Raw genomic sequence first — 15,537 nt, 5'->3', positions numbered from 1 at the left:
CTGTTCGTTTTTTGTTAAATAGTCTATAGTAAGATGTCATTTTTGATGTTTTATAACTTTCTTATGTTGTATAAAAATCTATTGACAAATCTCTATCAGACTCATATATTTTCCAAGCTAAGCTGAATCCATAATAATCTTCAAATTCAGGGTGCCAGTCATAATAAAGTGGAATACGACTATATTTTCTTGCAACAACTTCGTCTTCAAATTCTGGAGATTCCCCAGCAGTAATACCAAATTGAAGGCCATTTAGTTCCCAGCTATTGCCCCAAACGTTTTCATCCGAGAGAACATCGATCCATCTCGAGGCATCAATATCAAAATCAGCACACAACTCCAGTTCATAGAATTTTCTACAGTTAATCTCTGAAGGCTTTATATAAAGGGCCCTGTCTACCTGGTACTTTTTATCGCTGACTTGAATTTGTGTGATTTTCATTGGAATAGGAACTCCATTTAATTCTAACCAGAAATAGCCTAAGGGAGTTTTGATAACGTAATATGTTTGCTGAGGCGCAGGTTTAGCGTTTTTAGAGCAAGCATCAAAAATTCTTCCAAGATTAATTAAATTTCTACAAATGATTTTCGAAGTGAATGGGTCGAAATGTGAATACCTACGAATGACACGTTTTAACTTTTCAACAGGAAAAGTAATATCCTTTGGTAGGGCATGATACTTCTGCACAACTAATGCAGTTTTTTCAGTATTTTCCTTTCCTACTGGGACAATAACAGCATGCCCAATATGGATATTTGGGTCATCGCAGATATAAGTATATCCATTTGCTCCCTCCTGAAACTCAACAACAACGAGATTTAATTCTTGATCCGGATCAAAGAGAGGCTCGACCTTTTCAACTTCTTGGCGTTCATAAAAAGTAAAGCGATCTCCATCTCCGTCTTCGCCAAAAACCATGAAACTACCGCATTCAGGGCACTTCCACATATAAAATGACGCCTCTGAAATGTCTTCATAAGAAATTGAATCATTACCATCTTTTTTATTCATGATTTCTACTAACAACTCATCCGAGTATACCGAATAAGCATTTGGATCAGGCGTTCTATGGTCGTTCATCGCTTGCCCGCATTTACATGTCCATTTACCCATAAACAACCTCAGTCATGCCCTAATTCTTCAAGAAAAAATTGATTTAGAGCTTTCCAGTCTTTCTTCACCTCGGTAACACTTTGAACGTATGCATCCAGCTCTTTGATGTTTTTGATGATGTAGTACTGAATTGGCATTATCGGATCAATTTCCATACCTTCAGACCCATTTATCTTAATGTCTAGCAAGCTTGAAACATGCTCCTGCATTTGAGACGGAAGTAATTCTTTGACCAAATCATCAAACAAAATCGGTGGAACAGAATGATATTTTTCAATCCAGCGACAAGCCAAAATAGGACGCAGCGCATAGAAATACTTTTTAGGTTTGACCTTGTCTCCTGAAAGATACTTATTCATTTGAGTTCTTGCAGTGTTCAAGTAATGGTACAGCATTTTTTTCTCAGAAAAATACTGGGTTGCAAGTGGACGTATGTGCTCGATAAAATCTGTTTGTTGATAAACAATTGGTGACTGTAACCATTCAAACAGTGTAGGATTAGACTTATAAAGGAGTTTTAAAGTCTTGTCTAAATCCCAGCCACTCACATCCCAAGTATCGTCAATTGGTAGTTCGATAACATCGCGCTGTTCATTCAAACGGAGATAAAAATCTTGCTTGTGTTTGTAGATAAATCGTACATCAAAGTCACTATCGGGAGACTCAAAGCCCCATGCACGACTACCAGACTCAATAGCCCACAAAACTGTGACATCGAAATCACGCTCAATTTCTGCTAATTTTTCAGGTACCAGTACATTCATTTCTTCTTGCGTTTGCATAATAAAGCCTCGTCTATAATTTGAACATAAACAGTTACTAAAATAGGAAACTAGGAGGACTGAAAGTGCTTTGTATCAAACTATCAAAACTACTACCAAAATAACTAATCCATCTAGTAGCTTTTTCAGACGTTTTCTATACCTGAGACCTTTAAATGACAGAATATCCATCCTTCCAATTCCGAGCAATTTCTTCATCCTTCTGGAGTTGATCTACCAGTTCTTCAACAGAGTCAAATTTGACCATTTCACGGACACGGTCTAACCAGTAAACAATGACTGTTTCACCGTAAATGTCATCTGAAAAATCAAAAATATTGACTTCAAAACGTGGCTCTTCTCCATCGAAAGTAACATTTTTCCCGACACTCGCCATTCCACGGTATATTTTACGCTGTACTTCGACATCGACTACGTAAACACCATCTGCTGGCATATAGGTTCGATCTCTTAAAACTAAGTTTGCTGTTGGGTAACCGATAGTCCGTCCACGAGCATTCCCATGAACAACCATTCCACGTGACGGTAGAGGAGTGCCAAGTAAATGACCAGCTTCCCTGACATCTCCATCAAGAATAGCTTGACGAATACGAGTAGAACTAATTTTCCCCTTTTCATCCTCAACAGGAGGAACAATGATGATTTCTCCATCAAAATAGTCCTTCAAATCATCCGCAGTTTTCTTATCAGAACCAAACGTGTAATCAAATCCCGCTACAATAATCGCTGGTTTTAATGCTCTAACATAGGTATCAAAGAACTCTTGACCCGTTAAACTAGCAAATTTACTACTAAAGTCAAGTAAGAAAAGAGCCTCTACTCCATGCCATTTCATCTTATGTTCCCGTTCTTCATGGCTGACAATATGAAGCATTAATTCTGGCTTGTACGGTTGCAAAGCAAGCTTAGGAGACTCTGTAAAGGTCATCACGACAACTGGTAGATAATCTTTCATAGAAGCCTTGCTAGCTACTTCAAAAAGCTTCTGATGTCCCTTATGAATACCGTCAAAATAGCCTAATACAAGAACTGTTTTATCCGGTACTGCGATGTCTTTTTCATTTTTTATAGGTACTGTTGTAATCATGAAACTATTATATCATAGAGAAAGCCTTTTCGCTAAAAGGAAAGCCCAAATGTCGTTTTTTGCCCCTGAACTGACCTTAAAAAATCATTCAAGATGTTAGTTTTAAAAAATAGCACCTCCTAAGAGATGCTATCGTTTGGTAACTAGTCTACTGTTTCTTCCAAATCTTTTAACTTCACCGAAACAATTTTTGAAACACCTGATTCTTGCATAGTCACTCCATAGATGGAATCAGCCGCTGCCATAGTTCCCTTACGGTGGGTTACGACGATAAACTGGCTATCCTTGTCAAATCGATTGAGGTAATCCCCGAAACGTTTAACATTGGCTTCGTCAAGCGCAGCCTCTACCTCATCCAAGATAACAAATGGAATAGTCTTGACACGGATAATGGAGAATAGCAAGGCAAGAGCCGATAGGGCTTTTTCACCACCACTCATTAGGTTAAGCGACTGGATTTTTTTACCTGGTGGTTGAACAGAAATCTCAACCCCAGCTGTCAGCAAGTCTCCCTCAGTCAAGATTAAGTCTGCCTGACCTCCTCCAAACATCTGTTTAAAGGTCACTTTAAAGGACTCACGAATAGCTTCAAAGGTTGATTTAAAGCGTTCCTTGACCTCGTCATTCATCTCTGTAATGGTCTCAAGGAGCAGGTTTTTCGCTGACAAAATGTCATCTCGCTGGCTATTTAGGAAGTCCAGACGGTTGTGAACTTCATCATACTGGTCAATAGCATCCAAGTTGACAGGACCCAGTGAGCGAATAGCCTTTTCTAAATCCTTAACCTCTTGCTCTGCCAGATTGAGATTTTCCAACTCATGCGCTTTTTCTAGAGCTTCAGTATAGCTAATCTGGTACTGGTCTGTTAATTGACTTTGTAAATAACGCAAGCGCTCGCTGACCTTTTCTTTCTTAGCTTCAGCACGTGTTTGCTTGCGAATCCACTCCTCGTTCTGCTGGCGAGCCTGGTCCAAATGACTAGCAATATCATCCAGCTGACCTTCAATATCATCCAACTCAAACTGCTTGCGAATCAAACCTTGTTGGAGGTTTGTTTTCTGAGTTTTGGCTGATTCAGCCTGTTGACCGAGCAATTCTGTATCAACCTTCTCCAGATTATCAACCTTTTCTTGGAGAAGACGCTGGATTTCTTCTTGTTCAATATCCAGATTATCCAATTCCTTGCCTAGGCGGTCAATATCAGCCACTTCATAACGTTTTTGCCCTTGCAGTTCTGTCTTAAGCAGACGAGCTTGCGCTACCTGTTCTTGTAAGTTCTGATAACGTTCTTGGATGGCATTTTTGTTAGACTTAATTTCTTCAATCTCAGCTTCCAGATTTTGCTTGTCACTGGAAATAGTAGCAAGGCGTGCTTGGAATTTTTCCTTATCCGCTTGCCAATCTCCGTCAGAAAGACGATCTAATTCCTCTTCTTGGAGTTTCCAAAGAGTTTCTAGCTCTTCAACTTGCTGACTGGTCTGCTGATAAGCGAGGGACAAGCCTTGCTCCTGAATACGTGCCTGTTCTCCCTGAGATTTAATAGCTTCTAATGATTCGGTCAATCTAGCCATCTGGTCTTGTAAGGTCTTCAAAGCCACTTCTTCTGAACGAAGACTTGCTTCCTCTTGAGTAATTTCTTTTTGTAATTGCTCCAGTTCTGGCTTGATGAAGATGCTGTTGTTCTGACGATTAGCTCCACCTGCATAGGAACCACCTGTGCGCAACTCTGTACCGTCCAAAGTCACCATACGAACCTGATAACGAACCTGGCGAGCAGCTGCACGCGCATGTTCTACGGTATCAAAGATAGCCGTCGTAGCTAGCAAGTTCTTGAAAATGGCTTCCAACCTATTATCGAAAGTAACCAGCTCATCTGCCATACCCAGAAATCCTGGACTTGCTGCGATAGCATCTTGATTCTGACTAGAAATCGTACGCGCCTTGATAGTTGTCAACGGAAGGAAGGTTGCACGACCAGCTCTGTTTCGTTTGAGAAAATCAATAGCCTTGGTTGCCGACTCTTCATCTTCTACGATGATATGCTGGCTACTTGCCCCTAAGGCAATCTCTAGGGCAGTTTGATAATGCACATCAAAGGTCAGGTGCTCACTGACTGCCCCAATAATCCCACCAAGTCGGGCTTTTTCTTGGAGAACACTCTTAACACCTGCATAAAAGTTACTATGATTTCTCAGAATATTTTCCAAACTCTGAGCTCTGGCCTGCTTGTTTTTGAGATTGTCCAGACGGTCAAATAGTTGACTTTGTTGAACTTGATAGGAAGTTTTCTGCTCCTCTTGCTCCTTGGCAATAGCTTGGTAGTCGGCCAATAATTTCTGAACCTGCTCCTTGGCAGTTTCAAGTTCTTCTTTTTGCTGACTAGCCTTCTCCTTAGCTGTAGCCAGCTGTTCTTTCATCTTTTCTAATTGATCTGCTTGTTTTTGAGAAAGCTGACGACTATTTTCCAACTCGTTTTCGATACGGGTCAACTGGTTTGAGACATCGGCTTCTTCCTGTAAAAGCGCCACAAAGCGTTCACGTAAGAGTTCAATCATCTGATCAGGATCATCTGAAAAAGCTAGCAATTCAGCTTCTAAACGATTGAGTTTTCCATGATTTTCAGCGAAACTTTCTTCTAATAGAGCCAGATTAGCTTCTTTTACAGACCTCTCTTGACTGAGGGCAATTCTCTTTTCTTCTAAAGAATCCAAGCGTACCTGTGCTTCTTGTTGATTCAGAGCTATTTGCTCAGATTCCAGTTTAGATAGGGCTAATTTTCTCTCTAAATCACTAATCAGACTAGTCAAGTCCATCAAACTGCCCTGATCTTTGGCCATTTCAGCCTGTAAATCTTGGCGTTGCTTTTTAAGAGTTTGATTTTCTTCCTCTAATTTTTCCCGTTTTTGGTAGTAGCTCGTCAAGAGTTCCTGAACCTGTGCTAACTCTTCTTCTGTTGACTCTAGTTCAGCCTTATTTTCCTTGATTTGAGCAACCAAAACATCTAAATAAATGGCCTTACGTTGACCATCCAAGTCTAGAAACTTACGGGCATTCTCAGCTTGTTTCTCAAGAGGCTTGATTTGATTATCCAACTCGTAGATAATGTCCTCTAAGCGGTCTAGATTATCCTGAGTTTGCTGCAGTTTACTCTCAGTTTCTTTTCTGCGAGTCTTGTATTTTAAAACTCCTGCAGCTTCTTCGAAAATAGCACGACGTTCCTCAGGTTTGGAGTTGAAAATCTCCTCAACCTTGCCTTGGGAAATGATAGAAAAGGAATCTCGTCCCAAACCTGTATCCAAGAAAAGGTCATGGATATCACGCAGACGGACTTTCTTGCCATCAATCTTGTATTCGCTATCTCCACTACGATAGATATGGCGTTCTACCCTGATTTCTTGACCTGCATCCTTGATAAATCCGTCATGATTATCCAAAGTCACAACCACAGAAGCATAATTGAGCGGTTTGCGACTCTCTGTTCCAGCAAAGATGACATCTGGCATCTTGCCCCCACGGAGACTCTTAACACTGGACTCCCCCAAGGCCCAACGCAGACTTTCTGTAATATTCGACTTTCCAGATCCATTGGGTCCAACAACTGCCGTCACACCTTGGTCAAAGACGACCTTGGTCTTGTCAGCAAAAGACTTGAATCCCTGAATTTCGATTTCCTTTAAATACATGAATCCAGCCCTTTCTCAACGGCATTTTTGGCAGCTTCCTGCTCTGCTAATTTCTTAGAACGACCTTGACCTTGACCGATGCTCTTACCTTCAACGAGAACTTCTACATCAAAAACCTTATCGTGAGCAGGCCCTGTTTCAGAAATCACCTGATAACGAATAGCCACATCCCCATTGACCTGAAGCAACTCTTGGAGATGGGTTTTGTAGTCTGTAATCATCTCAAATTCGCCTGCTTCAACCTTAGGAATCATGACTTGATAGATAAATTCCTTAACCTTGGCCACATCCTTGTCCAAAAGAAGGGCACCAAGAAAGGCTTCAAAGGCATCACCAAGAATGGTATCACGATTGCGTCCACCAGACTTTTCTTCCCCTTTACCAAGTTTGATAAACTGATCAAACTGGCAATCACGCGCAAAACCAGCTAAACTCTCCTCGCGGACAATCATGGCACGGAGTTTAGACAAGTCACCCTCAGGCTTTTTAGGATATTTTTTATACAGATATTCTGAAATCAATAACTGTAGAACAGCGTCTCCTAAAAATTCCAAGCGTTCATTGTGTGAAATTTTTAAGAGGCGGTGCTCATTGGCATAACTCGTATGAGTAAAGGCAGTTTCCAGTAAGTTTTTGTCTGCAAATTCGATTGCAAAATGGTTCTTTAGTACAGTTTGTAATTCTTTCATACCAACCTCTTTCTAACTGATAACAGTCCTTTTTATTATATCAAAAAAAGCCCCCTGAGTCACTTTAAAACGGGACTGGAAAGCATTTGGGCATTCTATAGAATATGATTTTCAGTTTTAGGGAAAAATTTGAGGCAGGATAAAGAAAAAAGCCCTACTAAAGGCTTTTTAGGATGTTTACATCCACCCTGAGGGAATCGAACCCCCATCTCAAGAACCGGAATCTTACGTGATATCCATTACACTAAGGGTGGAAACTTGTTTTATTATAACAGAAATTTGCTCTAATAACAAGTTTTTTTCTAGTGAGATAGCCCGTCTTAGTGGGAAGCATCCCCATTCCAGATAGAGTTTTTCACGATAACATAATCAACGTGTTTAAGGTCAGCAACCTCACGTCCACCTGCATAAGAAATAGCACTTTGAAGGTCTTGTTCCATCTCAGTTAAAGTGTCTTGCAGATGACCTTTAGCAGGAAGCAAGATACGTTTGCCTTCCACATTTTTGTAAGCACCTTTTTGATATTGTGAAGCTGAACCATAGTACTCTTTGAACTGTTCACCATCAACTTCAATCGTTTTCCCTGGACTTTCGATGTGTCCTGCAAAGAGGGAACCAATCATGACCATGCTGGCACCGAAGCGGATAGACTTGGCAATATCGCCATGAGTACGAATTCCTCCATCAGCAATAATCGGTTTACGTGCAGCCTTAGCACACCAGCGGAGAGCAGCCAACTGCCAACCACCTGTACCAAAACCTGTCTTGACCTTTGTGATACAAACCTTACCAGGACCGATACCAACCTTAGTAGCATCTGCACCAGCATTTTCCAATTCACGCACAGCTTCTGGTGTTCCCACATTTCCAGCAATGACAAAAGTATCTGGCAATACTTTCTTGATGTGTTTTATCATAGAAATCACGCTATCCGCATGACCATGGGCAATATCAATAGTGATGTACTCAGGAGCATCAGCCTTGAGCTGGCTAACGAAATCATACTCGTAGTCCTTAACACCAACAGATATAGAAGCAATGAGCCCTTGCTCGTGCATGCGTTTAATAAAAGGAATGCGTCCTGCCTCATCAAAACGATGCATAATGTAGAAGTAACCACCTTTAGCCAGTTGCTCTGCTACATTTTCATCCAAAATCGTCTGCATATTAGCTGGCACAACAGGTAGTTTAAAGGTGTGATTTCCTAGAGTGACACTTGTATCTGCTTCTGCACGGCTTTTAATGACACATTTATTTGGAATCAATTGAATATCTTCGTAATCAAAAATTGGAAATTCATTTAACATATCGATGTCTCGTTTCTTTTGTAATGACCTACCTATGCTTGCGCATCTCTACGTCTTTTCCGACGTTTCCTTAATTAATTATAAATCAAAGTAAGGTTTTTGTCAAATTATTTTATAAATTAAAATATATAGTTCGGAATTTACTTGTATAAATAAAAGAAAGAGGAGAGATTATTTTCTCCCCACTTCCTCTACATTCTAATAATACTCTCCCTGACGGTAGTCCCATGAGTTAAATCTATCTGACAGGTGCATCATGATTTTATCAATGTCAAGCCCTTTACGAATTACAACTGGAGCTGGTGAAGTTGAACGTGCTCCTCCTTGTTCTGGGATGAGTTTGCCGTCCTTATCAACCATAGACACCATCACGCCTTGCTCATAGCGAGTTTCAATTGTTTTGTCTGGTTGGATAGATGCCACATAATCGTCTGCTTCAATGACAAGATCCACTGCTCCTTCGATACGTTCTCCGATACCTTCTACCTTACCACGGTTTCCTTTTCCAGATGGGTTTGCAGATGAGGCATAGACCATCTTGCCTTCTTCCCAAAGTTTGGCAGCTAATTGTTCACCAGCTTTCCCAAACTTGATAACGAAACAGCTAGTACCACGCACGTCAGTCATCAGTTCTTCACGCCCATCCCCATATGCTTTGAGTTTTTCAAAAGCTTCTGGTTTCCAAGGAAGGATACAACCAAGAAGAATGTCTTCGTCCCAATGTTTTTGGTAGAAGGCTTCAATTTCTGGGTTGAGTTGTGCTAAAGCACGAAGCTCATCCATGCTACCACAGAGAACAACACCTGGTTTGTTACGATTGCGTTCTTTGGCTGCGAACTTACGCTCAAGTCCTGCCTTGTCACTAGTCATGATGATGTAACCAACTTTTGTAGGGCAAACAATACAACCGCCCTCACCTTTTAAAATGTCATAGCCTTCTTGTGAAAGTGTTCCGTTCCATTGAATGTGTTTTGTCATAGTTCTATTTCCTTTTCTATTTTTCTTCTAATCCTGCCAGTAGGCTGGTCGTTGTTTTTCATAAGCAGCAATCAAATCTTCATACTGCAAGGTAATACCGATATCATCCAAACCATTTAAGAGTTTGTGTTTCCATTCGCTATCGATTTCGAAAGTGAATTCTCCAATTGGTGAGATGATTTTTTGTTGTTCCAAGTCCACAGTTACCTGGTCGGTTGGTTTTAGCTGGGTTAGTTTCTCTCTAACCTCTCTAGGCTGTGCAATAGGCAACATGCCATTATTGAGTTCATTATTGTAATGAATGTCACCGAAAGATCCCGCAATCACGACTTTAAAACCATAGTCAGCTAGAGCCCAAGCTGCGTGTTCCCTCGAAGAACCTGCCCCAAAGTTATCCCCTGAGATGAGAATACTGGCTTTCCGATATTCAGGTCTATTAAAGACAAAGTCTGGGTCCTCAGTATAGTTGTCATCCAGATAACGCCAAGCATACATGAGGTACTTACCAAAGCCTTTTTTATCAATTAACTTGAGAAACTGCTTGGGTAGGATTTGGTCGGTGTCGATGTTATCATTCATGAGAGGAACGGTCGTTCCCGTATAAACTGTAAATTTCTCCATATCCTCTCCTTACTGAGCTTCTGGCATTTGCCGAACATCTACAAAGCGTCCTGCAATAGCTGCTGCTGCTGCCATGGCTGGACTGCAGAGATGGGTCTTAGCACCAAATCCCTGTCTGTCTTCAAAGTTGCGGTTGCTTGTTGAGGCGCAGTGGACACCATCAGGAACCTTGTCCGGATTCATTCCTAGGCACATAGAGCAACCTGGGTCTCTCCACTCAAAACCAGCATCTAGAAAGACCTTGTCTAAGCCCAACTTCTCAGAAGCTCGTTTGACAGGACGAGAGCCTGGAACTACGATAGCTGTTAAATTAGGAGCTATCTTCTTCCCTTTGACAAATCGCGCAGCCAGTTGCAAGTCACTGAGACGAGCATTGGTACAAGATCCAATAAAGATATAGCCTAGTTCAATGTCCGCTGGCTTTTGACCAGGTTCCAAGTCCATGTAATGATAAGCTCGTTCATCATTCATATCCTTAATTTCTGGAAAACTACTGTCAAAGTCAACTCCCATAGCAGGGTTTGTTCCCCAGGTCACCATAGGAGCCAAGTCTGAAACATCCATCTGGATAACCTTATCATAAACAGCATCATCATCACTGACAATTGTTTTCCAATCAGCTACAGCCTCTTCAAAGTTCTCTGGAACACATTCTCGTCCCTTTAGATAATCATAGGTGGTTTGGTCCGGATTCATGATTCCCATCTTAGAACCAAACTCGATGGACATATTGCAGATGGTCATTCGCTCTTCCATACTCAGTACATCAATCGCTTGTCCCCGATATTCCACCACATAGCCAACACCACAGGCAACGCCGTACTTGGCAATCAAGGCTAAAATGAAATCCTTGGAATAAACTCCTTTTTGAGGAACTCCAGTGAATTCTATCAGCATTTTCTTGGGTTTGACCTGCCAGAGTGTCTGGGTAGCGAAGACATGCTCAACCTCACTGGTCCCAATTCCAAAAGCGATTGCTCCGAAAGCTCCGTGGGTTGCCGTATGGCTGTCTCCACAGACGATGAACTTCCCTGGTTGGGTTCTTCCTGTTTCTGGACCAACCATATGAACAATCCCCTGCTTTTCAGAACCGTGGGCCGCATGTTCAATCCCAAACTCCTCAACATTTTCAGCTAGCTTATCAATTTGAGCCTTAGAAATAACATCTCGAATATCGTAGATATTGACCGTCGGGACATTGTGGTCAAAGGTTCCAAATGTCAAGTCTGGCCGTCTCAATCTGCGTCCTGCGTCTCGTAATCCTTGAAAAGCCTGAGGACTGGTCACCTCGTGAATATAGTGCTGGTCTACATACATGAGTTGAGGTTGCCCCTCTTCTCCTGTGATGACATGACGGTCCCATAATTTATCAAAAATCGATTTTCCTGCCATCCATTACCTCCAAATAAAATATAAGGCTACTAGCGTGGTCACCATCCCGAGAAACCAAACTGTTTTAAAGTACCATTTTCGAGTCTTGTGGTGAAAAGTGATTCCTGCTAGCCAGGCACCAAAACCACCACAAGTAAAAGCTAAAATAAGTAAGATTTTCTCTGGGATGCGCCAAGCTCTTCTCCTCGCCTTAGATTTGTCAATACCATAAATCAAGAAAACAATGACATTCCAAATCAAAAGGACTAGAGTAATTTTTTCGTCTAACTTCATAACCTTGCAATAATAGCTTCCGTCATTTCCTTGGTCGAAGCCTGTCCTCCTATATCTCTCGTTAAAATTCCAGCTGCCAAACTTGCCTCAACAGCACGCTCGATACGCACTGCATCCTCATAACGTCCAAAACTATCTCTCAACATCATGGCCACTGATAAAATCATGGAGATAGGATTGGCAATTCCTTGACCAGCAATATCAGGTGCTGAACCGTGAATAGGTTCATAGAGACTTGGTCCATTTTCAGAATGACTGGCTGATGGCATAACCCCAAGTGTGCCAGATAGAACGCTTGATTCATCAGAGAGAATATCTCCGAAAAGATTTTCTGTCACGATGACATCAAACTTAGCAGGATTGGTAATCATGAGCATGGCAGCTGAGTCCACCAGCTGGTGTTCCAAGGTCACATCTGGGAAATCCTGTGCGACCTTCTCAGCTACTTTCCGCCAGAGTTTTGAGGTCGCTAGAACATTTTGTTTATCGATGCTGGTAACGATTTTTCTGCGATTTCTTGCGATTTCAAAGGCCTTGCGAATAATCCGCTCCACTTCCTCATAGCTATAGTCGTTGATATCACGCGCTTTTCTTTCTTCAAGAATATGATCCCCAAAGTAAATCCCGCCTGTCAACTCCCGCACAACGACAAAGTCCACCCCAGCAATTCGTTCTGATTTTAGTGGTGACAAATGCTTGAGACTCTCAAAAATCTTAACAGGGCGAATATTAGCATAGAGATTGAGTTCCTTACGGAGAGCTAGCAAGCCTTGTTCAGGCCGAACCGTTGCACTATCATACTGGGGACTACCGATAGCCGCTAGGAGAATGGCATCTGCTTCACGACATACCTTGAGGGTTTCATCAGGTAAGGGATGCCCTGCAGCATCGATACCTGCACCTCCAAAAGGTCGTTTGTCTATTTCATAGTCAAAGCCTGTTTTTTCAGCTAGAGCTTCCAGAACCTCTAAACCAGCCCCCATGATTTCTGGGCCGATTCCATCCCCTGCTAAAGCTACTATTTTCTTTGTCATAGCTTTCTCCTTTACACACTAGGCATATCACGATAGGAAACACTGCGTCCCATCTCACCAGCATTCTCTTTTTGAACAAAGGTATTAGCATTGATGTAGGCAATAGCAGATGCTTTCAGTACATCGAAATCAAGCCCTGCTGCATTAAAGATGGTTTCTGTATCTCTGTTTTCAACAGTGACCAAAACCCGAGCTTGGGCATCAATTCCATCTGTCACAGCGTCAATAGTATAGGACACCAAGCGGACGGATTGGTTAAAGAACTTATCGATAGCGTTAAAGATTGCTTCAACAGAACCTTGCCCTGTCGCATTAAATTCGACTTTCTCACCATCCATATTGGCTAGGCTAACGAGTGCTTCAATGTCATTTTCCGCATGGGTTTGTAGTTGTAAATCATCAAAGTGGAAGCCTTCTGGATTCTCAACCATGGTTCCAGCTACCAAAGCTCGAATATCTGCATCTGTGATTTCTTGCTTCTTGTCCGCTAACGCCTTGAACTTAGCAAAGAGTGGCTTGATATCCTCTTCTGTAAAATCTAGCGCCAATTCTCTTAGTTTCTCGACAAAGGCATGGCGACCTGACAATTTTCCAAGTGGAAGGCTATTACTCTTGACACCGACCAATTCAGGAGTGATGATTTCATAGGTAAGAGGATTTTTAAGAACTCCGTCTTGGTGAATACCAGATTCGTGAGAAAAGGCATTGCCACCGACCACAGCCTTGTTTTTAGGAACTGGAATTCCTGAAAAGCGAGAAACCATTTCTGACGTATTGATGGTTTCATTTAAAACAATACTAGTTTCTGCTTGATAGTAATCTTGGCGAATATTGAGAGCCACTGCTATTTCTTCCAAAGCAGCATTTCCAGCTCGCTCACCAATACCGTTGATAGTTCCTTCGACACGTCCTGCCCCATTCTTGACAGCAGCAAGGCTATTAGCCACTGCCATTCCAAGGTCATCGTGGCAGTGAGGCGAATAGATGATCTGACGATCCGTCTTGACATTCTCAATCAAGTATTTGAAGATAGCTCCATATTCCTCTGGTGTGGTAAATCCTACCGTATCAGGAATATTGATATAAGACGCACCTGCATCAACCGCTGTTTGAACAACTTGTAGAAGGAAATCCAACTCTGTTCTGGTCGCATCTTCAGGAGAGAATTCGACCACTTCAAACTTGGAACGTGCATAAGAGACATGCTCACTGATTGCTTCCAAAATCTCTTCCTTGCTCTTATTGAGCTTATACTTTCGGTGAATCGGACTGGTTGCAATAAAGACGTGCACTTGTGGATACTTGGCGTCCTTGAGGGCCTCGTAACAAGCATCAATATCAGACTTGACAGAGCGTGCTAAACCAGTCACCGCTGTTTTCTTCAAGGCCTTAGCAATCTCCTGAACTGCCGTAAATGAGTCTGGACTAGCCGCTGGAAAACCAGCTTCGATGGCTGAAATGCCCCATTTCTCCAGCTGTCTTGCAATGGCAATTTTTTCCTTGATTGAAAAATTAACACCAGGTGTCTGTTCTCCATCCCGAAGGCTGGTATCTAGAAATTCAACTGTTCTCATAAGATTTCCCCTTTTCCAAATGTGGTTTTAAAAAAACATCTCGCTCAGAAGCCCAAGCGAGATGTTGATTCACTCCCGCTTGGTAAGCCAAACAGGACTAATGCTTTTTGCACTAGCCCGAGTACCTCAACAACAAAGCAAATTGATTAAACTTAGCTGCTTTCATGTTTGACTTTCTCCTTCGTTTGATATCTTGTTTAGTATTTTAGCATAGGCAAAAGTACTTGTCAAGAAAAAATCCAATATTTTCTGAAAATTTCTTCAGTAGAGAATATTTTGCTAATTGAAAATCCTTGAAATGTTTCATTTTTTAGTGGTTAAATTCCAGCTTCTTTCTATCAATTCCAGTACTTCTTCATCTGATAAAGTATCATCAAGCGCCACACTAATCCAGTAACGTTTATTCATATGAAAAGCTGGATAAATGCCGTTTTTTGAAAGTAAGTCAGCTACTTGGTCATGTTTGAGGTTGACTGCTTCCACCTGTCCTTCTCTGCCCTTTTCCAGCTTATCCCAAGAGATTTTCATCAAGACGGCATACCACTTTTGATTTCCTTCGTGTCTTAACACTGCTGTATCAGGCGATTTCTCCCACAAATACTCCAACTGATTTCCATACTTTTCCTGAACCTGAACCATGGTACGCTTAGTCTGAGGATAGATAAAATCCTGTACCTCAAAACAAGCCTTCCGAATCTGGTAGAGAATCTCCAGACAACCCTCACGGACACTTGCAACAAAACTTCCTTTAAAACTTTCCATATGGACTTGAGGATAGAGGTCACCAGTCTCCTGGTCAAAGACTTGAAAACTCACATTATCAGTAGTGATGGACACAGTCATGACAAAGTCACCCTGCAAAATTTGGCAACTATAGGTCCACACTCCACCATTTTCTACAAAACCATAATCATGAGCCTTTTCTTGATTAAACTGATAGGATTTAAAAATTTCAAACATAAGTGAAAACTGCTACCCAAAGCTAGCAGTTCCTTTCTATTTT

General features: G+C 41.6%; 13 protein-coding genes and 1 tRNA gene. All 14 read right to left on the bottom strand.

From position 1 onward, the window contains the following. Window positions 1-61: 61 nt before the first annotated feature. The 14 genes from RYK12_RS01870 to RYK12_RS01805 all read right to left on the bottom strand — a co-directional run bounded on the left by RYK12_RS01870 (window position 62) and on the right by RYK12_RS01805 (window position 15,494). Window positions 62-1,114 carry a hypothetical protein gene (locus RYK12_RS01870; RefSeq protein ID WP_261009808.1) on the bottom strand — a complete coding sequence of 351 codons (1,053 nt, stop codon included), beginning with the start codon at window positions 1,112-1,114 and terminating at the stop codon, window positions 62-64. Window positions 1,115-1,122: 8 nt separating this feature from the next. Further along, entirely contained in the window at window positions 1,123-1,896 is a 774-nt protein-coding gene (locus tag RYK12_RS01865) for a nucleotidyltransferase domain-containing protein (RefSeq protein WP_261015661.1), read from the bottom strand. Window positions 1,897-2,047: 151 nt separating this feature from the next. Beyond that, window positions 2,048-2,983, bottom strand: coding sequence for a bifunctional riboflavin kinase/FAD synthetase (locus RYK12_RS01860; RefSeq protein ID WP_314846621.1), 936 nt, complete (start codon window positions 2,981-2,983; stop codon window positions 2,048-2,050). A gap of 143 nt (window positions 2,984-3,126) precedes the next feature. Next, window positions 3,127-6,666: a chromosome segregation protein SMC gene (gene smc, locus RYK12_RS01855; RefSeq protein WP_314846619.1), complete on the bottom strand. Its 3,540-nt coding sequence runs from the start codon at window positions 6,664-6,666 to the stop codon at window positions 3,127-3,129. After that, on the bottom strand, window positions 6,657-7,355 hold the full coding sequence (rnc, locus tag RYK12_RS01850) for a ribonuclease III (RefSeq protein ID WP_000661487.1): 699 nt from the start codon (window positions 7,353-7,355) through the stop codon (window positions 6,657-6,659). The genes smc and rnc overlap by 10 nt, the downstream gene beginning before the upstream one ends. 182 nt (window positions 7,356-7,537) lie before the next feature. After that, window positions 7,538-7,609 (bottom strand) — tRNA-Arg (locus tag RYK12_RS01845). Between the two features lie 66 nt (window positions 7,610-7,675). Beyond that, window positions 7,676-8,662, bottom strand: coding sequence for a GMP reductase (locus tag RYK12_RS01840; protein WP_218493478.1), 987 nt, complete (start codon window positions 8,660-8,662; stop codon window positions 7,676-7,678). A gap of 198 nt (window positions 8,663-8,860) precedes the next feature. Beyond that, the gene (locus RYK12_RS01835) at window positions 8,861-9,640 is read right to left on the bottom strand and encodes a Sua5/YciO/YrdC/YwlC family protein (RefSeq protein WP_314846618.1); all 780 of its coding nucleotides are present in this window, start codon (window positions 9,638-9,640) and stop codon (window positions 8,861-8,863) included. Window positions 9,641-9,667: 27 nt separating this feature from the next. Further along, complete coding sequence (leuD, locus tag RYK12_RS01830; RefSeq protein WP_314846617.1) at window positions 9,668-10,261, bottom strand: 3-isopropylmalate dehydratase small subunit; 594 nt, start codon at window positions 10,259-10,261, stop codon at window positions 9,668-9,670. Window positions 10,262-10,270: 9 nt separating this feature from the next. Then, window positions 10,271-11,653: a 3-isopropylmalate dehydratase large subunit gene (leuC, locus tag RYK12_RS01825; protein WP_314846616.1), complete on the bottom strand. Its 1,383-nt coding sequence runs from the start codon at window positions 11,651-11,653 to the stop codon at window positions 10,271-10,273. Window positions 11,654-11,656: 3 nt separating this feature from the next. After that, window positions 11,657-11,926: a DUF1294 domain-containing protein gene (locus tag RYK12_RS01820; protein ID WP_314846615.1), complete on the bottom strand. Its 270-nt coding sequence runs from the start codon at window positions 11,924-11,926 to the stop codon at window positions 11,657-11,659. Beyond that, the gene (gene leuB, locus RYK12_RS01815; protein WP_261086271.1) at window positions 11,923-12,960 is read right to left on the bottom strand and encodes a 3-isopropylmalate dehydrogenase; all 1,038 of its coding nucleotides are present in this window, start codon (window positions 12,958-12,960) and stop codon (window positions 11,923-11,925) included. Before leuB ends, RYK12_RS01820 begins: the two co-directional genes overlap by 4 nt. 11 nt (window positions 12,961-12,971) lie before the next feature. After that, window positions 12,972-14,534: a 2-isopropylmalate synthase gene (locus tag RYK12_RS01810; protein ID WP_045607028.1), complete on the bottom strand. Its 1,563-nt coding sequence runs from the start codon at window positions 14,532-14,534 to the stop codon at window positions 12,972-12,974. Between the two features lie 303 nt (window positions 14,535-14,837). Then, complete coding sequence (locus tag RYK12_RS01805) at window positions 14,838-15,494, bottom strand: MmcQ/YjbR family DNA-binding protein (RefSeq protein WP_223330557.1); 657 nt, start codon at window positions 15,492-15,494, stop codon at window positions 14,838-14,840. Window positions 15,495-15,537: the final 43 nt, after the last annotated feature.

The organism is uncultured Streptococcus sp. (genome assembly GCF_963518475.1).
GTDB lineage: Bacteria > Bacillota > Bacilli > Lactobacillales > Streptococcaceae > Streptococcus.
Note: the sequence above shows the minus strand (reverse complement) of the source record. Positions and strands in the feature narration are given on the sequence as shown.